At 39.6% G+C, this 19,606-nt stretch carries 14 protein-coding genes; 7 read left to right on the top strand and 7 right to left on the bottom strand.

The features are described from left to right. Positions 1-8 precede the first annotated feature (8 nt). On the bottom strand, positions 9-374 hold the full coding sequence (locus AC0IWT_RS07220; protein WP_471796627.1) for a hypothetical protein: 366 nt from the start codon (positions 372-374) through the stop codon (positions 9-11). A gap of 325 nt (positions 375-699) precedes the next feature. On the opposite strand from AC0IWT_RS07220, the gene AC0IWT_RS07215 reads away from it, so the two are divergent. Then, positions 700-1,479, top strand: a complete 780-nt coding sequence (locus AC0IWT_RS07215) for a helix-turn-helix domain-containing protein (RefSeq protein WP_471796626.1) — start codon at positions 700-702, stop codon at positions 1,477-1,479. On the opposite strand, the gene AC0IWT_RS07210 is transcribed toward AC0IWT_RS07215, so the two are convergent. After that, entirely contained in the window at positions 1,476-2,174 is a 699-nt protein-coding gene (locus AC0IWT_RS07210) for an NUDIX hydrolase (protein WP_056871107.1), read from the bottom strand. The two genes, AC0IWT_RS07215 and AC0IWT_RS07210, sit on opposite strands and share 4 nt — an antisense overlap. Before the next feature lie 2 nt (positions 2,175-2,176). Further along, complete coding sequence (locus AC0IWT_RS07205; protein ID WP_471796625.1) at positions 2,177-2,848, bottom strand: HAD family hydrolase; 672 nt, start codon at positions 2,846-2,848, stop codon at positions 2,177-2,179. A 119-nt stretch (positions 2,849-2,967) separates the two neighbouring features. On the opposite strand from AC0IWT_RS07205, the gene AC0IWT_RS07200 reads away from it, so the two are divergent. Beyond that, positions 2,968-4,119 (top strand): aldose epimerase family protein, encoded by a 1,152-nt coding sequence (locus AC0IWT_RS07200; protein ID WP_471796624.1) that lies wholly within the window; start codon positions 2,968-2,970, stop codon positions 4,117-4,119. A gap of 4 nt (positions 4,120-4,123) precedes the next feature. Here the strand turns inward: AC0IWT_RS07200 and AC0IWT_RS07195 are convergent, their stop codons facing one another. From AC0IWT_RS07195 to AC0IWT_RS07180, 4 genes are read right to left on the bottom strand one after another with little or no spacing between them, the layout of a single operon-like run. Further along, positions 4,124-4,945, bottom strand: a complete 822-nt coding sequence (locus AC0IWT_RS07195) for an amidohydrolase family protein (protein WP_471796623.1) — start codon at positions 4,943-4,945, stop codon at positions 4,124-4,126. A 5-nt stretch (positions 4,946-4,950) separates the two neighbouring features. Then, positions 4,951-5,283 carry an L-rhamnose mutarotase gene (locus tag AC0IWT_RS07190; protein ID WP_471796622.1) on the bottom strand — a complete coding sequence of 111 codons (333 nt, stop codon included), beginning with the start codon at positions 5,281-5,283 and terminating at the stop codon, positions 4,951-4,953. Between the two features lie 2 nt (positions 5,284-5,285). Beyond that, positions 5,286-6,140 (bottom strand): fumarylacetoacetate hydrolase family protein, encoded by an 855-nt coding sequence (locus tag AC0IWT_RS07185; protein WP_471796621.1) that lies wholly within the window; start codon positions 6,138-6,140, stop codon positions 5,286-5,288. A 25-nt stretch (positions 6,141-6,165) separates the two neighbouring features. After that, positions 6,166-6,930 carry an SDR family NAD(P)-dependent oxidoreductase gene (locus AC0IWT_RS07180; protein ID WP_471796620.1) on the bottom strand — a complete coding sequence of 255 codons (765 nt, stop codon included), beginning with the start codon at positions 6,928-6,930 and terminating at the stop codon, positions 6,166-6,168. A gap of 335 nt (positions 6,931-7,265) precedes the next feature. Here AC0IWT_RS07180 and AC0IWT_RS07175 point away from each other — a divergent pair, with 335 nt between their 5' ends. The 5 genes from AC0IWT_RS07175 to AC0IWT_RS07155 are packed head-to-tail and all read left to right on the top strand — an operon-like array spanning position 7,266 to position 19,508. After that, positions 7,266-10,019: an alpha-d-galacturonidase gene (locus AC0IWT_RS07175; protein ID WP_471796619.1), complete on the top strand. Its 2,754-nt coding sequence runs from the start codon at positions 7,266-7,268 to the stop codon at positions 10,017-10,019. Beyond that, on the top strand, positions 10,016-11,569 hold the full coding sequence (locus AC0IWT_RS07170) for an MGH1-like glycoside hydrolase domain-containing protein (protein ID WP_471796618.1): 1,554 nt from the start codon (positions 10,016-10,018) through the stop codon (positions 11,567-11,569). The genes AC0IWT_RS07175 and AC0IWT_RS07170 overlap by 4 nt, the downstream gene beginning before the upstream one ends. A 23-nt stretch (positions 11,570-11,592) precedes the next feature. Then, positions 11,593-13,179: a glycoside hydrolase family 28 protein gene (locus AC0IWT_RS07165; RefSeq protein WP_471796617.1), complete on the top strand. Its 1,587-nt coding sequence runs from the start codon at positions 11,593-11,595 to the stop codon at positions 13,177-13,179. An 18-nt stretch (positions 13,180-13,197) separates the two neighbouring features. After that, positions 13,198-16,029, top strand: coding sequence for a glycoside hydrolase family 95 protein (locus AC0IWT_RS07160; RefSeq protein WP_471796616.1), 2,832 nt, complete (start codon positions 13,198-13,200; stop codon positions 16,027-16,029). Then, complete coding sequence (locus AC0IWT_RS07155) at positions 16,026-19,508, top strand: malectin domain-containing carbohydrate-binding protein (RefSeq protein WP_471796615.1); 3,483 nt, start codon at positions 16,026-16,028, stop codon at positions 19,506-19,508. The genes AC0IWT_RS07160 and AC0IWT_RS07155 overlap by 4 nt, the downstream gene beginning before the upstream one ends. Positions 19,509-19,606: the final 98 nt, after the last annotated feature.

Below are 19,606 nucleotides of genomic sequence, written 5' to 3'. Positions count from 1 at the left end.
AAAAGAAATTAGTCCATGCCTGAGGGAGCGACTGTTTTGCCGGTAATATCAAATAACAGATCTCCGTTTAGCTGATTTATCCAAACGACCACACCTTTATATGGCGTTTTTCCAGCTAATTCTTTTGGCAACTGCGTAGAATAGCTGAAATCATAATCGCGAAAATTAGTTACATCTTTGGTGGTCGACATATAGAAATAACCCCCTTTTGTTGCCGCTTTAATATACCAGTTCAGCATGTCTGGCTCATTATAATTAGCATGCTTAATCTTTGTCGAATAAACATCCATTTTAACAACATCAGGCTCAGGAATTTCTTTTTTGCATGACGTAATGCAAAGAAATAAAGTAATAATTGCTATACAATTTCTCATGGTAGCTAAGTAACATTTGCATTGCACAATGGTTTTAGATTTAGCATTTTTTTCTTAAAACCGTATTATTAATATTACAAATTTGCTTAAAAATATATTTGAAGACATTTTTTATTCCCTGAAAGAGTTGAAATCTAATTGATTATAAACGTTACAGCAACGTAACCGAAATCTTTTGCACGAAGTAGGTTGAGCGGAATTATTCGAACGCGTTGGTTTTGGGTTAGACTCGATATTTCGAAAGTTAGTGTAAATTGTCTATTTTGTGATGTAACAGCAGTAGGGTGTTATATTGTCTAACTAAAATAAGAGACTTTGATATAAAATGATACAACTGGAAGATATCAAGGGCAGGTTTAAAAGAGATAAGGCACTGAATGCAGACTTTCCGATTAGGGTATTGATTATAAAAGATGCCACCGGATTACTGTGTATGAACTCGGGAGATTATGTACTCTCGCCGGGTCGGGTGTTTTTCATTCCGGAAGAAGGCATAATTCGGCTTGAAGGAGAAATTATTTCAGCTTATTGGCTCAGTTTTAGTAGTTTATTGTATTCAGAATTTTTGTTGCAGCATCGCGATGCACAGTCCCGAAACCTGTTCATGACTTTATCTTTTAAAGACTTAACGAAAATACAGGCGCAAAAAGCTTTTACCTTACTTGAACAGCTCAAAAGAGAAATTTTAGCTAAACGCGATGTTTCTTACCTTGCGCAATATCTATCACTTGTGCTCGGCTTTTCGGCCGTTTTAAACGCCGAACTGATGGATTTAAACGTTGATGAACTGCAACAAGTGCTCCGCTTTAGGGCAATATTGGAGCAGTATTTTAAAACCGAAAGGGCTACCGAGTTTTATGCTGCGGGCATGGGCATGAGTTCGAGAAAACTTAATGCCTTCTTAAAAAAGGCGTTTTCAAAAAATCTCCCTGAACTTTTGTACGCCAGACTTATGCGGGAGGCCGAAGAATTGCTGATTCATACGGATTATTCAATGTCTATGATAGCAGAAATCCTCGGATTTGAGCAGGCAAATTCTTTTGTAAGCAATTTCAAGAAAGTAAAAGGAATATCAGCGCTGGAATTTAGAAAAATTAATTATTAAAGCTTTGGCTTCGATATGAAACTTAGAAAAGATTGAAACTGGGCTTTATGCTTTTGCTTGTCTAATTTAAAGTAAAATGCACCTCTTCTCGAACTCGATTTGTCTTTTTCAGTCTGCTTAATTAACAAACCGCTGGCGGTAATTTTCCTGATAAAATTGCGGTTGTCAATCGGCGAATCATAAACCTGTTCATAAAGATTCTGAAGCTGTGGAATAGTAAATTTTTTCGGCAACAATTCGAATAAAATCGGATGTAGTGCCGCCTGATATCGTATTTTGTCCATTGCAGCTTTAACCATAATGTTATGATCGAAGATTAATTCGGGCACTTCTTTAAGCTTGAACCACTCTGCATGGTATTGGTCGTTTATTTGTTTGCTGTATTTATTTATGTCTATCAAAGCAAAATAAACAACCGAAATTGTCCGCTCTATCGGGTCCCTATCAGGCGAGCCATAAGCATGAAATTGTTCGAGGTAAACATCGTGCAAGCCCGTGAGTTCTAATAAAATTCGTTTGGCCGCACCGTCTAAATCTTCATCTTTTCCAATAAATCCGCCCATTAAACTCCATTTATCTTTAACAGGTTCAATAGCCCGTTTAATAACTAAAAGTTTAAGGTGTTCTCCATCATAACCAAATATAATACAGTCTACAGCTACAAGAACAGGGTTTTCATTTATGTATTTTGCCATTTTTATAAAAGCGTTTTCAAAATCGGATCGTTGAAGTTATCAATAAATTCCAAAATATTTGGGTATGCATCGAATTCGCCGACATCATGTGTGGTTTTTAATACGATGCATTTCATGCCTGCATTTAGCGCAGATTCAACACCTTTTGGCGCATCTTCAAAAACTAAACAGTCAGCAGGATTTACGTTTAATGCAGCTGCTGCTTTTAAGAAAGTTTCAGGGTCTGGCTTGCTTACCAGCACATCATCAGCACTAACAATTACATTGAAATGGTTACGGATGTTTAAACCATCAAGTACAAAATCTATATTAAATCCTATTGCTGCAGAGCCTATTGCCATTGAAATGCCGCTTTCTTCGGCATTTTTCAAAAACCCGTCAAGTCCGTCTATTAAAGCAAGCTTAGGGAAATACGCCTCCTGATAGCGCTTTTCCTTATCTTTTGAGAGGCTGTTTATTTCCTCAGTCGTGAATCTGTTTTTTCCGAAGATGCGTTCTAAAACTTCATGGTTTTTACCATACATTTCTTTCTTCACAAACTCAAATGAATAATTTTCGCCAAGCTCTTCATTGATGATGGAATGCCAGGCCAACGTATGGTAGTCCATATCATTAATCATGGTTCCGTTTAAATCGAATATAAAGGCTTTGGGCTTAAAATCTAAAACTTGCATAGTAAAGTGCTAAAGTAGATTATATTTTTTGTTGTTAAAACGTTGAACAATATTAAATATAATCGTTATAATAACGTTAATTATTTTATTACTTTAGCCTTAACCAAATTATAATCTTTATGAAAAAGAATATTCTATCTGCAGTTTCCATTGCGACTTTATGCGTTTCAACTTTAATTTTTTCTTGTAATCCGAAGCCCGAAAAACAATCATCCAATGCAGCGAAAACAGATTCGACCAGTTATAGTGCTACCATTGATGGCAAAGCGGTTTCCCTGTATACGCTAAAAAACAAACAAGGCGCCTCTGTTTCTATTACAAATTATGGGGGAAGAATTGTTTCCCTTTTAGTGCCGGATAAGAATAATAAGTTAACCGATGTGGTATTGGGCTATGATAGTATTGGTTCGTACCGAAAAAAAGGCGAGCCGTTTTTTGGAGCGTTAATCGGGCGTTACGGAAACCGAATTGCAAAGGGAAAGTTTAGTTTGGAAGGAAAAGATTATCAGCTGCAGCTAAATGATGGCGTGAATACATTACACGGTGGAACGGATGGTTTTTTCTCAAAAGTTTGGGATGCTAAACAAATAGATACAACTAAACTGGAGTTAAAGTATTCTTCAAAAGACGGTGAAGCAGGCTACCCCGGGAAATTGGATGTTACCGTAACCTATACATTAACAGATGATAATGAATTAAAAATAGACTATTCTGCAACAACTGATAAAACGACAATTGTGAATTTAACAAATCATGCTTACTTCAATTTAAATGGTGAAGGAAACCCAACGATTTTGGATCACGAGTTGTTTATAGATGCAAATGCTTACACTCCGGTTGATTCTACCTTGATTCCGACCGGCAAATTGCAGCCGGTAGCCGGCACCGCGTTTGATTTTAACAAGGCGAAAACGATTGGAAAAGATATTGAGCAGAAAGATGGGCAACTTGTTTTTGGCAAAGGATACGACCACAATTTTGCATTGAATAAACATGACTACAAGAAAGCGATAGCTATCGTAAAAAGTAATGTAACCGGTATTTCGATGGAGGTTTATACCACAGAGCCGGGCTTGCAGTTTTACAGCGGAAACTTTTTAACCGGTGCAGACAAAGACGGAAAAGGTAGTAAATCTTATCCTCACCGGTCTGCTTTTTGTTTGGAAACCCAGCATTTTCCTGATGCCCCAAACCACACAAATTTTGCCTCAACGGAGCTAAAACCTGGCGAAACCTATAAAACCAGCACTACTTACAAATTCTTGAAATAGTTTTTTATAAGCTGTAGAACGAAGAAGCAGTATTCAGGAACAGGTTTTCGCGTTCCTGAATACTGAATTTAGAAGCATATTTTAATACTAAGTTGTACCAATCGGCATAAGGCCTGCTTAATAATACGACAGGCCAATCGCTTCCGTACATCACACGATTGGTTCCGAAATGTTCAAATATTACATCGAAACAATTAAAAATTTCTATTTCCTTCCAGTTTTTCCAATCTGCTTCTACCAGCAATGCAGAAAGTTTGCAATAAACATTTGGGTTTTGCGCTAAAAGCTTTATATGCTCACTCCAAACTTCTAAATCCTGCCTTTTAACATCGGGTTTACCGCAATGATCTAAAACGTATGGTTGGTCAGCTTCCTTGTCAACAAGTTTAATTATGTCGGGAAGTTGATTATGGTAACACAACAGATCGTAAGTATAATTGTATTTTTTTAAGGCTTTTATTCCCCGGGCAAAATCGTCAGATAGGATAAAGTCTGAATTTTCAGCTTGTAAAACATGTCTCCAACCTTTAATTTTCTTAAAAGCTGACCAATATTCTAAACGTTCTTCTAAGTCTTTACTTTTTAAATCAACCCAGCCAACAATTCCTTTTATAATTTCATTCTTATCGGCTAGTGTTAACAGGAAATCATTTTCGGATTCAGACTGACTGGCTTGAACAGCCACGCACCCGTTAATTTGCAGTTCGCGATAGGTTTCGGTTAAATTTTCGGGCTTAAAATCTTTCCTGATCACACTCATTTCTTCCGTAATCCAGGAATCTTTTACCGGGTCAAAGTTCCAAAAATGTACATGCGTATCTATCATACCTTTCAATCTAGCTTAAAAATATTTTCCATAAGCATCCATTTCTCGCCAGGCTTGGCTCCAGGTAATGCTTTTTGATAGTTCCACATTAGCTTTTCCCATTCCTGAACTTTTTCATTTTCCAGGTCCGACTTTGCTTTCGCCTCGAAAGAAAACGAACTGTCTACGTCCATTATCATAAATAAACGAGTACCGAATAGATAAATTTCCAATTCTTTTACGCCAGCCGAGGTAATGCTGTTTTTAATTTCCGGCCAAACGGTTCGGTGGTATTCTTTATAAGCCTGAATTAGTTCTTTATCATCAATTAAATCGAGCGTAAAGCAATGTCTTTCCATTTTTATTTTTCGCTGTAGGCTTTAACCACCTGTTTACTACTTCCTAAACCGTCAATGCCCAGTTCCACAACATCGCCTTCTTTTAAATACCATGGCTCTGGCTTTTGTCCTAAACCAACGCCCGCAGGTGTGCCGGTAGTAATAACATCTCCAGGTAAAAGCGTCATAAACTGGCTGATGTAGGATATCATAAAAGGCACGTTAAAAATTAAGTTCGATGTATTGCCATCCTGCAAAGTTTTCCCATTAACGGTTAACCACAGCCGAAGGTTGTGCACATCATTAAGCTCATCGGGCGTTGCAATAAATGGCCCGATTGGCGCAAAAGTATCGCAGCTTTTTCCTTTAACCCATTGCCCGTTTCTTTCCAGCTGAAACTCACGCTCGCTATAATCGTTGTGTAAAACATAACCTGCAACATGTTGTAGCGCATTTCCTTCACTTACATAGCTCGCCTTTTTCCCGATTACGATGGCAAGTTCCACTTCCCAATCCGTTTTTGAACTGTTCTTTGGAATAATTAAATCATCATTTGGGCCAACTATCGCCGAAGTTGCTTTAAAAAACAAAATCGGTTCTGAAGGGATAGGCGCATTGGTTTCGGCAGCGTGGTCTTTGTAATTTAGGCCAACGCAAATTATTTTGGAGGGGCGTGCAAGTGCAGCACCCAAACGAACACTTTTATCTATTCCAGGCAAACTCGCTGTCTTAATCTCTGAAGCTAATTTTTCAAGCGCATCACCGGCAAAAAACTCTTCGTTATAATCTCCAACCAGCGATGAAACATCGTAGTATTTATCTTCTATGATTACACCTGGTTTTTCAAAACCTACTTCACCAAATCGTATTAATTTCATTTTTACTTATTTATTTTTTCTTGTATTAGTTGTTTAAAGTAGTAAAACCGCCATCAATAGGGTAGTCGCAGCCTGTTATAAATGAAGCTTCATCGCTACACAGATACAGAGCGAGTGCGCCAACTTCTTCGGGTTTTGCCATCCTGCCTATTGGCTGAGTTTTAGAAAGCTTTTCAAACATTTCCGGAATGTTGTCAGGATAGTTTTTTTGGAGAAATCCATCAACAAAAGGGGTATGTACCCTGGCTGGCGATATGGAGTTACACCTGATGTTTTCACCAATGTAGTCTTTTGCAACACTCATTGTCATCGCTTTCACGGCCCCTTTGGCAGCACTGTAAACAAAGCGATCTGGTAAACCAATTAACGATGCAATTGAAGCCATGTTGATGATAACACCGCCACCTGATAACCGAAATTTCGGGATGGCCGCATACAGACAGTTATAAACACCTTTGACATTTACACGCATTACACGATCAAAATCTGATTCTTCCGTGGTGTCTGCCTTGCCAATATGCGCAATCCCAGCATTGTTAACCAGTATATCAATATTGCCTATTTTTTCAAAAACCTGTTTAACCGCATCATGGTCGGCCACATCACAGGCATAACTGATCGCTTTACCACCTAAACTTTCAATTTCCGTTAAAGTAGTTTCGGCCTGTTCGGCTCCTAACTCAATTACATGTACTTCGGCACCTTGCCTCGCAAGAATGGTTGCAATTGCTTTTCCAATCCCGCTTCCGCCTCCTGTAACTACTGCTCGTTTATTTTTTAGTGAAAACATATTTTATAATAATGGTTTAAATTAAATATTATTCTTAAACAATAGGAGTAAGCAGATAAATAAATGTGGCTAAATATATTCATTCAGCTGCTTATTCAAAGCTCCGGGTGCAAATAAAACGATTGTTGGTTCAAAAAAACCTTAACTTTTCGGCGAATTCTGGCTGATGCTGCATCAACCCGAACTGGCTGATAACCGATTCTACCTTGCAGGAATTTTACAAAACCAATCTGCGATATTACTTATATTTGAATAATATTTTTATATTTAAATAATATTTTAACCAAATGTAGTCTTAAAACCTTTCAAAAAGGTTTGTCTTTAGCACCGATCGAATGAGAAACCATCTGATTTCAATCTTCTTTATTTTACTGTTTCCACTGGTATCTTTTGCAACAACAAGCCATATTGAAAAGGAAAAATCAATACTAGTTTCTGCTACCAACAATTTGCGTGTTGGCTTCGGTGTAGAGAAGGTTTTAGCGGAATTAAAAAAATTTGGCTACCAAACTTCGCTAAAGAAAATCAATGCGAATTCGGCGCTTGCCTCTAAAAAAGGTTCCATAATTATTGGTCAATTCCAGGATCGTGCAATTTCAAAAAGCATACCTGAAGCATTTAAAAAACGTATTCAAAATGCCGGGAAGGAAGGTTTTCTAATTTCCTATGCGGATGATAAACTTTTTGTAATTGGTTTTGATGCATCGGGAACACTATATGGCTGCCTGGAGTTGGTAGAAAGAATTAGGGGAAACGGCAAAATCCCGGAGAAAATCGAATTGACTGATCACCCGGAAATGGTAATGCGGGGAACATGCATTGGGTTGCAAAAAACAGATTATCTGCCCGGTCATGATGTTTATGAATATCCCTACACACCCGAAAGTTTTCCCTGGCTTTACGATAAGCAACTTTGGATAAAGTATCTGGATATGATGGTCGAGAACCGTTATAACTCACTTTATTTGTGGAATGGCCATCCTTTTTCATCACTTATTAAACTAAAAGAGTATCCCTACGCAGTTGAGGTCGATGATGCAACGTTTAAGAAAAACGAAGAAATCTTCAGGTTTTTAACTGCCGAGGCTGATAAAAGGGGAATTTGGGTGATCCAGATGTTTTATAACATCATCATTCCAAAACCATTTGCAGATAAACACGGACTTAAAACACAGGATCGCAACCGACCAATTATCCCAATCATTGCTGATTATACCCGGAAATCCATCGCCGCCTTTGTAGAAAAGTACCCGAATGTTGGCTTAATGGTAGCGCTGGGTGAAGCAATGGAGGGTGTAGGAAAAGATGATATAGATTGGTTTACAAAAACGATAATTCCTGGTGTTAAAGATGGTTTAAGAGCTGCTGGCATCAAGAACGAACCCCCAATTGTTTTACGTGCGCACGATACGGATGCTCCTGCGGTGATGAAAGCTGCCTTACCGCTTTACAAAAACCTTTACACAGAAAATAAATTTAACGGTGAAGCACTAACCACTTACGCACCAAGGGGCGCATGGGCAGAGCTGAATAGAAAACTGGCTTCGATAGGAAGTGTAAATATTTCAAATGTCCACATTTTGGCCAATTTAGAGCCGTTTAGGTATGGTTCAGCAGATTTTATTCAGAAATCTGTGCAGGCGATGAACAAAATTTACGGTGCTAAAGGCTTGCACTTGTATCCGCAGGCCAGCTATTGGGATTGGCCTTATACGGCCGATAAGACAAAAACCAGAGAACTACAAATTGACCGCGACTGGATATGGTATAAGGAATGGGCTCGTTACTCTTGGAATAGCCAGCGTGATAGAGCAGGAGAAATTACCTATTGGGGAAATGAACTTGCAAAAAAATACGGCACAAATCTTAGTGCCGGCAAATCAATCTTAACTGCATATGAAGCGTCGGGAGAGATTGCCCCAAAACTTTTGCGCAGGTACGGAATAACTGATGGAAACAGGCAAACCCTAACTTTGGGAATGCTGATGACTCAGTTAATCAATCCTTTCCGCTACGGTTTATTCACCTTGATGTATGAATCTGAAGCGCCTGAAGGAGAAATGATAATCGATTACGCCGAAAAAGAGTGGAAAAAACAAGGGCACATTGGCGAAACGCCCGTGCAAATTGCAAGGGAAGTTGTATTGCATGGTAAAAATGCAGTGGCATCAATTAACGAAGCTTCGGCATTTGTAAAAAAGGATACTGCCGAATTCAGGAGGCTGAAAAACGACATGTATTGTTATGATGCGCTGGCAAATTCTTACGCCGAAAAAGTGAAAGCTGCGCTTTGGGTTTTGAGATTTAAATATTCTAATGATGTTGCTGATTTGGAAAAAGCCTTGCCCTTTCTGGAAAACAGTTTAAAATATTATAGTACGCTTAGCAAGTTAACTGAAAACGAGTACCTGTACGCAAACAGCATGCAAACGAAACAGCGCAAAATCCCGATGCGTGGTGTAGATAAAACTTTCATCCATTGGAAAGAAATGATGCCGGTGTTTACCAGTGAGCTTAACCACTTTAAACATAGCATCGACTCTTTAAAGGCGGTGAAAACAACTTCCGTTTTAGCGATTGTCCCATATAAAAATGCTGAGGTGAAATTGTTATCTCCAGCAATTGACACCTATTCTATTGATAACAATGTACAGGTTTTCGCAGATACTTCCGTTTATATTAAGGAAGTTGCGGCGCAGTTAGTTGGTTTAAAAGGACTAAAGTTTTCAAGAGAAAACCAGATAAAAAAAGGAACAGAAATTCAATTCAGTACAAAAACGTCGGTAAAACTCCTGGTTGGTTATTTTAACCAGAAAGACAATAAAACATTGCTTCCACCACAGCTGGAAATAGATGCGAGTGCTAATAACTATGGTCAGTCGGAAATTAAAATTTCGAATGCAATGGTTGTAAATGGTTTTGCGCCTGTAAATGTGCACGCATACTCATTCGCCGCAGGCACCCACACTTTAACCTTAGGTAAGGGCGCTTGTTTAGTGTTGGGATTTATTGATGATAAACAAGAATTGAGAATTTTTAATGCAGGATTGGATGGACGTGGGAAAGATATTGATTGGTTATTTGAATGATGGTGAATAAGAAAAATTTTATAGTCGCAGTTTGTTTATTTGTTGGTGCTGCAGGCTTCGCACAGCAAAAACCGGTTCCGCTAAAAGCGAAATTAAAAACCTATGTTGATTATTTTAACTCGATAGATACCGAGGCTGTCAAAAATTTTATTCCAAATGTGCAGTCGTACGATTGGTTAGCGGAGAATGTTCCATTACTTGAATGCCCGGATGAAATAATTGAAAAGAACTATTATTACCGGTGGTGGTCGTATCGTAAGCACCTGGTTAAAACGCCCGAAGGTTTCATCTTTACGGAGTTTATCGAACCTGTAAAACATGCAGGAAAATACAATTCGATTAGCTGCGCTTTAGGTCACCATATTTACGAAGGCCGATGGTTAAAAAATAACGAATACCTTAAAGAGTACATTAATTTTTGGCTCTACAAGGCCGATGTTGGGGAAACGAAACAACGTTTTCATCAGTTTAGCAGTTGGGTAGACGATGCTGTTTTAGCCAACTATATGGTAAAACCTGATGCTGGTTTCTTGCAAAACATTTTGCCGGCACTCGATGTAGATTATCAAAAATGGGAAAAGGAAAGGCAGCTTAAAAGTGGCTTGTTCTGGCAACACGATGTAAAGGATGGAATGGAAGAATCAATCAGCGGTTCTAGAAAAGATGAAAACAGGAGACCAACCATTAATAGTTATATGTATGGAAATGCTAAAGCCCTCGCTACTATAGCCGGTTTACTAAAAGAACAAGCTCTGCAGGTAAAGTATGCGCAAAAAGCCGCACAGCTGAAAAAACTGGTTCAGGATAGTTTGTGGAATCAGTCTTCCTCGTTTTTTGAAACGAAACTAGCAAAAAAAGGCATAGCTAACGTTAGGGAAGCGATTGGTTTTACGCCCTGGGATTTTAACCTGCCGGATGATAAAAGCGTTTATGTTACAGCCTGGAATCAATTGCTTGATACCGCTGGATTTAATGCTCCATGGGGTTTAACTACTGCAGAACGCAGAAATCCGACTTTCAGGACCCGTGGAACAGGGCACAGCTGTGAATGGGATGGTGCATTGTGGCCTTTTGCCAGTTCGCAAACGCTTAAAGGTCTATCAAACCTCCTTGTAAATTATAAAAATCATGGAAAAATGACTGATGATGTTTTCTATGATGAATTGCATAAATATGCCTTATCACATCAGAAAAACGGCAAGCCTTACATTGGTGAATACCAGGATGAGAAAAATGGAGAATGGTTAAAGGGCGATAATCCAAGAAGTAGCTTTTATAATCATTCTACTTTCTGCGATTTGATTATCAGTGATTTAATTGGCCTCAAACCACGAATGGATAATGTTCTGGAAGTTTATCCACTCATCCCGCAGGGAAAATGGGATTGGTTTAAATTAGAAAATGTATCCTATCATGGCAAAACAATTACGCTTATCTGGGATAAAAATGGCAGCAAATACTACAACGGAAAAGGGTTTTTTATTTATGCCGACGGCGAGGTGCTCTACAAAAGCAAAAACTTAAAGCCGGTTAAAATTAAATTGAGTTGAAAATTAGGTAAACAGAAGCTTACATGAAATATTCCACCGCATTTTTGAAGTCGCTGATTTTTATTTTAGCCATTATTTTGGCTTCTGAAACTCATGGCCAATCTTTTTACAACGTTTTAAAGTATGGTGCAAAAAACGATAGCAGCAAATTGGCTACAACTGCGATTAAAGATGCCATTAATGCCGCTTCGAAAGCTGGCGGTGGTACGGTTTATTTTCCTGCCGGAAAGTACTTAACAGGTTCAATCCATTTAAAAAGTAACATTACAATTTTTATCGATGCCGGTGCCGAACTTCATTTCAGCGATAATTTCGATGACTATTTGCCCATGGTTAAAAGCAGGTATGAAGGCGTTGATGTAACTTCATTTTCGCCGCTGTTTTACGCATATAAGGCTGAGAATATTTCGATAACCGGCCGCGGTTTAATTGATGGACATGGAAAAAAATGGTGGGATTTTGTTGAAGGTTACAAGGAAGGCCAGCTACGTACTAAATGGCAAAAAACATTTGATGAGTTGAATAAAGACATTATTCTCCCTGACGATGCTAAGCAGATGAAACGTGGTTTTCTGCGCCCGCCGTTTATACAACCTATGTTCTGTAAAAATATAATTATTGATGGCATCACAATAAAAAACTCGCCATTCTGGACCATCAATCCTGAATTTTGCGAAAACGTAAAAATTCATGCCGTTACCATTAATAACCCGCATTCGCCAAATACCGATGGAATTAACCCCGAGTCATGCAAAAATGTCCATATTTCAGATTGCCATATTAGCGTAGGCGATGACTGCATCACCATAAAATCAGGTAAAGATGCGCCAGGCCGGAAGATGGCTGTTCCGGCAGAAAATTACACGATAACGAATTGTACGATGTTATCCGGACATGGCGGCGTGGTTATTGGCAGCGAAATGTCTGGCGATGTTCGCAAGATTGCCATCTCCAATTGTGTTTTTGATGGAACTGATCGCGGAATCAGGATAAAAACTGCGAGAGGTAGAGGCGGTGTTGTTGAAGAAATCCGGGTTAGCAATATCATTATGAAAAATATTGGCCAGCAGGCAATTGTTTTAGATATGCAGTACGCTAAAACCAATCCTGAGCCGGTTTCAGAGCGTACGCCAAAGTTTAAAAATATCCATTTCAGCAATATTACCGGGCAGGTTAATCAGGCTGCTTACTTAAACGGATTGGAAGAAATGCCTATCGAAAATGTAAGCTTCACGGATATTAACATGGATGCTAAAACAGGATTCAACATTACTAATTCGAATAAAATTGAATTTCATAACGTTCAGGTTAATACCGAAATTGGTGCTGCAGTTGCGATGACGAACGTAAAATATTTAACCATAGACAATGTTAAAACCTATTCGCCAGTCGCAAAAACGCCTGTTATCGATTTAAAAAATGTTAGTGAAGCTTTTATTTATAATGCCTTTCCGGTTGCCGGTACGGACACGTATTTGAGGCTTAGCGGAGATAGAACGAAAAACATTTCCATCGGCAACAACAATTTTAAGAATGCAAAAACCGGCGTTTTGAAAGAGAAAGATGTGAATGACGCTTTTACGGTAATTTCTGGTGACAAAGGCCAATAGAAGCTTAATTATGTCGGTATGATTATCAAAAACCTAAAATATTTAATTAGAAAAATAGCGATATTATTTGCTATCGTTCTTACTTCGCTTTGCGCTTTTGCTCAAAACAATACAACACTTTGGTATAAAAAGCCCGCAGAAAAATGGACAGACGCATTGCCTTTAGGAAATGGACGGATGGGGGCGATGGTTTTTGGCGGTGTAGAAAATGATCGAATTCAATTTAACGAGGAAACCCTTTGGACAGGGAAACCAAGAGCATACAATAAAAAAGGTGCCGCTGCCTACCTGCCCGAAATCAGAAAATTACTTTTTGAGGGGAAACAGAAAGAGGCAGAAGATTTAGCCCAGGCGCAGTTTATGGGCCTTCAAAGTGAAACAGGAGACCGGGCCAGCTGGGTTAAAAGCATGCATGCGGGTGCTGGAATGCAAGCAAACCCGGCATCAGAAAATTATGATGATAAAAGCTGGAACACGATTCAGGTTCCCTCTTATGAAGGTTGGGAGCTGGTAGGCTTACCCAATGTTGATGGCGCTGTGTGGTTTAGAACCACTTTTAATATGCCCAAAGAATGGCTTGGAAAAGATTTGGTACTCGACTTAAACCGAATACGCGACCAGGATTTTACCTACATCAACGGCGTACTTGTCGGAAATACCGATAACCTCGAGCCAAGGAAATATGCTGTTCCCGCTAAATTGTTAAAAGTCGGTTCGAATACGATAGCTATCCAGGTTTTAAACTATTACGATAAAGGTGGGATAGCCGGTTTTAAAGATACCTCGAGGCATATTGGTATTTATCCACAAGGTTCCGGCATCGAAGATGGTATTTCGTTGGTCAAAAAATGGCGCTATAAAATCCAGGACGAAAACCCGCCTGAAGTTCCGCAATACCAGGCAAGTTATCAGCCGTTTGGAGATTTAAATTTGACTTTTAAGCACAACAAATCTAATGTATCAAATTACAAACGTTCGCTCGACTTAAAAACAGCAATTGCCACAACAACTTACAAAACAAACGGAATAACTTTTAAACGGGAATACTTTGCTAGCGCACCGGATCAGGCTGTTGTGATACATTTGACTGCAAACAAAAAGGGTGCTTTAAACCTTAGTGCATCGTTATCAAGCGCCCACCGAAAGGCTGAGGTTAAAACTATTGGTCGCAATGGTTTAGCACTTAAAGTTCAGGTTAAAAACGGAGCGCTGAAGGGCGAAAGCTGGTTAACAGTTAATGTTAAGAAAGGCGCAGTAAAGATAATTAACAATAAAATTGTAATCAGTAACGCCGATGAAGTAACTTTTTACCTTACGGCAGCAACCAATTTTATTGATGCCAGAAATGTAACAGGAAATCCGGAAGCTAAAAATTCGCTTCGCCAGTTACAGATAAGTAAAAGTAACTACGATTATATAAAAGCTGAACACGTTAAAGAGTACCAATCCTATTTTAATAAATTCAGTATTAGTTTTGGGTCGTCGGTAAACGAAACTTTGCCTACAGATGAAAGACTAGAGAAATTCTCGAACTCAACTGACCCTTCATTTTCTGGCTTGTACATGCAATACGGAAGGTATTTACTCATTTCAAGTTCCAGACCAGGAACACAGCCTGCAAATCTCCAGGGAATCTGGAATGATTTACTGACGCCGCCTTGGGGCAGTAAGTACACCACCAACATCAATCTGGAAATGAATTACTGGCCAACAGAAATACTAAACTTATCTGCTTTAAATGAGCCGCTGTTTCGAAAGATTGAAGGCTTGGCTCTTGCCGGGAAAGAAACTGCAAAGGCGTATTACAGTGCTAATGGCTGGGTTTTGCATCACAATACGGATATATGGAATGGAACTGCGCCAATTAACGCTTCCAATCATGGTATCTGGGTTTCCGGAGCAGGTTGGCTGAGTATGCATTTGTGGGAACATTATTTGTTTTCGCACGATAAAAAATTCTTAGAGAAAGAGGCATATCCCCTAATGAAAGCTGCGGCGCTTTTTTTTACAGATCTTCTGGTGAAAGACCCGAAAACGGGCTGGCTCATTAGTACCCCTTCCAATTCGCCAGAAAATGGCGGGCTGGTCGCCGGTCCAACAATGGATCATCAGATTATAAGAACCCTTTTCAAGGCCTGCATAGAGGCATCGAAAACTTTGGGTGATGATGAAAAATTCAGAAAACTGCTCGAAGAAAAAGTTGCACAAATTGCACCAAACCAGATCGGTAAATTCGGGCAATTGCAGGAATGGCTTGAGGATAAAGATGATACGACAAATAAACACAGGCATGTTTCACATTTGTGGGGCGTATTTCCCGGCGATGATATTACCTGGAGTAAGGATAGAAAAACGATGGAAGCTGCAAGGCAGTCGTTAATTTACCGTGGCGATGATGCCACCGGATGGAGCCTTGCATGGAAAATTAATTTCTGGGCGAGGTTTAAAGATGGCAACCACGCCATGAAACTGGTGAGAATGTTACTGAAACCTGCTGGCGGTGGCGCTGGTTCATATGTAAATCTTTTTGACGCGCATCCGCCATTCCAAATTGATGGAAATTTTGGTGGCGCTGCCGGAATTGCCGAAATGCTGGTTCAAAGTCACGAAGGCTATCTTGATATCTTGCCAGCTTTGCCTGATGCGTTACCATTTGGAACAGTTAAAGGCTTGCGAGCCAGAGGCGGCTTCGAGCTCGATTTTGCATGGGACAATGGCAAGCTAAATGCATTAACGATAAAATCGGATGCGGGCGGGCCTTGCGAGGTTAGGTATAAAAACCAGACCATTAGTTTCGATACTAAAGCTGGTGAAAGCTATAAACTTAACGGAGATTTGAGACGGCTATGATAAGATTTTTCCTACTAATTTTTTTTCTGCTAACCATCCAGGCACATGCCCAGCTTCCTGTTAGAAAAGATATTTCGTTAAACCCCGGTTGGGAAACCATTGCTGATGAAAAAAATATTGATGCCTATAATGGATTTGAAGCCTTTAGTTATAAAACAAGCAATTGGAAAGATGTAAATATCCCGCACAATTGGGATCAGTATGAGGGTTATCAAAGAAAACTTCATGGGAATAAGCACGGTTACGCCTGGTATCGTAAAATATTTAAAAGCAGCGAAACTAAAAAAGGCAAAAGATTTTTCCTGTATTTTGAAGGCGTTGGCTCTTACGCCACGGTTTGGCTCAATGGTAAAAATGTAGGCGATCACGCCGGAGGGCGCACAACATTCACGCTAGATGTAACCGCTGCAATCAGGTTAAATAACCAGGATAATGTTTTGGCAGTCAGGGCCGATCATCCGGCAAATATTCAGGATTTACCCTGGGTAGATGGTGGCTGTTCAACAGAAAGGGGTTTTTCTGAAGGTTCGCAACCCATGGGGATTTTTAGGCCCGTTCACCTTGTTGTAACTAATGAAGTAAGGATTCAGCCCTTTGGTGTGCACATTTGGAATGACGATAAAATTTCTGAAAAAGCCGCTACATTAAATATCGAAACCTCCATAAAAAACTATGGTTCAAAGCAAAAATCTGTTACCATTCTGAATCAGCTATTGGATAGCAATGGCAAAGTGGTAAAAATTGTAAAGCATACTAAAAACCTCGCCGTAGGCAGCGCAATTACCATTTCAGGGAGAACTGATGAAATTTTAAATCCCAAACTTTGGTCGTTAGCGCATCCATATCTCTATGTATTGAAGACAACATTGGTTGAAAATGGTAAAATAATTGATGAGGTTAATACGCCTTATGGCATACGTTGGATAAGTTGGCCAATAGGGAAAAATGCCAGTCAAAAAGTATTTCTGTTAAACGGCAAGCCCGTTTTTATAAACGGAATTGCCGAATATGAACACCTGCTTGGCCAAAGCCATGCCTTCGGCGATGAACAAATCCGTTCGAGGGTTATGCAGATAAAATCAGCTGGTTTCAACGCCTTTCGCGATGCCCACCAGCCCCATAATTTGTTGTATTCTGATTACTGGGATAAGCTCGGGATTTTATGTTGGACACAGATGGCAGCGCACATCTGGTACGACACGCCAGAATTCAGAAAGAACTTTAAAGCCTTGCTTACAGATTGGGTTAAAGAACGTAGAAACAGTCCGGCGGTTGTTTTATGGGGTTTGGAGAATGAAAGCACACTGCCAGAAGATTTTGCCGCAGAATGTACTGAACTTATCAGAAAGTTAGATCCGACAGCATCTTCACAAAGAAAAGTAACTACTTGCAACGGTGGTAAAGGAACTGATTGGGATGTACCGCAAAACTGGACAGGTACTTATGGCGGCGACCCGCTTACCTATGGTGAAGATTTGAAGCGACAGGTTTTGGTTGGCGAATACGGCGCCTGGAGAACCATCGATTTACACAAATTAAATCCCGGCGAAAAGGGCTATACAGAAAACGTAATGACGGATTTGATGGAGAAAAAAGTTAGACTGGCAGATTCTGTTAAAGACGAAACTGCCGGGCATTTTTTCTGGTTATACAGCTCGCATGATAATCCTGGTCGCGTTCAGGGTGGGGAAGGCCTGCGGGATTTAGACAGAATTGGTCCGGTAAATTACAAGGGTATGTTTACCCCCTGGGAAGAACCGACCGACGTTTATTATATGTTCAGGGCGAATTATGCACCAAAACTAACCGAACCAATGGTGTACATTGTTTCGCAAACCTGGCCAAACCGATGGTCGGAGCCTGGCATAAAAGATAGTGTAGTTGTCTATTCAAATTGCGATGAGGTTGAGTTGTTTAATGATGTGAACAATGAATCGTTAGGAAGAAAAACCCGCGGAAAAATCGGAACACATTTTCAATGGAATAACGTTGCTTTGAACTATAATGTGCTTTATGCGGTTGGTTATGTTGATGGAAAACCAGTCGCTAAAAATTATATCGTTTTAAACAGTTTGCCCAAATCGCCTAATTTTTACAAGCTTATCGAGGATGCGAAAATCTCTAAACCAATAGAAAATTACAACTATTTGTACCGGTTAAATTGCGGCGGACCGGAATATAAAGATGAATTTGGTAGCGTTTGGCTAAAAGACCAGCAAATAACCCCAAACAATAATTATGGCTCATCATCGTGGACCGCGGCCTTTCCGGGAATACCTGCTTTTTTTGCAAGTCAGAGGAGAACATTTTCTCCCGTAAAGGGAACTGCAGACTGGAAACTATTTCAAACCTTCAGGTACGGTAGAAACCAGCTCAGTTTTCAATTCGATGTTCCTCAGGATGGAGATTATTTAGTTGAGCTTTATTTCATTGAGCCCTGGCTTGGTATTGGTGGCGGAATTAATGCGGAAAAAATGCGCCTGTTTGATGTTGCAATCAATAATAAAACCGTGATTAAAGATTTAGACATTTGGAAAGAAACCGGAACCAATTCGCTCTTAAAAAAGACGGTTAAAGTTTTCGTTAAGGGTGGGAAGTTAGTCGTTTCTTTTCCACAGGTTAAAGCAGGGCAGGCACTTATTTCTGCTATTGCTATTGCAAGTTTAAATAAAAACATAAAGGTCAGCGCCAAAAGTAGTGCTCTGGTTGCTGCGCCTCTCGCCAAGCAATTCGAGTTAAGCAGCTGGCTAGACATTGGCGACAAACAGTTTTCGGATAAAGCGATTGATATCACCAACCTGCCGCCAAATCTTTTTGGTGCTGAATGGTTGAAACTATCAGAAAATCATAGCGGCTTCAACTTTAAAATGAATCAGGATGCTGATGTGTTTATCGGTTCGAAAGACGGTGCGTTAAAGAATTTGGCTGGCTATGAAGATACTAAAACTAATATAACGAACAGCAAAGGGCAAAATTTTCAGGTTTATAGAAAGCGGTTTCCAAAAGGTGCAGAAGTTAACGTCGGTCGCGGGGTTGCAACGGTTGCGCTTGTGCCGCCCAGCAATTTAGAACCCGCTTATGATTTGAAAACCGTAACGAGTTATAAAGCTACCGATGCTCTTTTGAAAGGTACCGGCCTTAAAAAAGTCGATTTTCTTGGCAAACAAAGAGTTGCTTTTAAATCACGGGTTGATGGTGTTTTGGAATTTCCCATTACGGTTGGTGTAGCTGATACGTACTCGCTCACCATTAAATACCACAACCCAAATGATAAGCCCTTGAAAGTAAAACTTGATTTTTTATCGGCTGACGGCGTAATTATGAAAACCGAGGTTGCTGAATTTGTGCCTACAAAAGAAGGGAAGTGGAATTATTACAATACCAACACAGGGAGCATGATAAATGCCGGAAGCTACAAGCTAAGGGTTATTGCTACGGAAAATAAGGACTTATTTATTGATGCGCTTGATGTTCAATAAGATAAGATGATACAATATGTAGTCAAAATCTTATATTAATAGAAATAGTTAGAAATGGATATTTGTTTAAACCAAATTAGTAAACGAGCCAACTGATA

It is taken from the genome of Pedobacter sp. AC464 (assembly GCF_979253075.1).
Note: the sequence above shows the minus strand (reverse complement) of the source record. Positions and strands in the feature narration are given on the sequence as shown.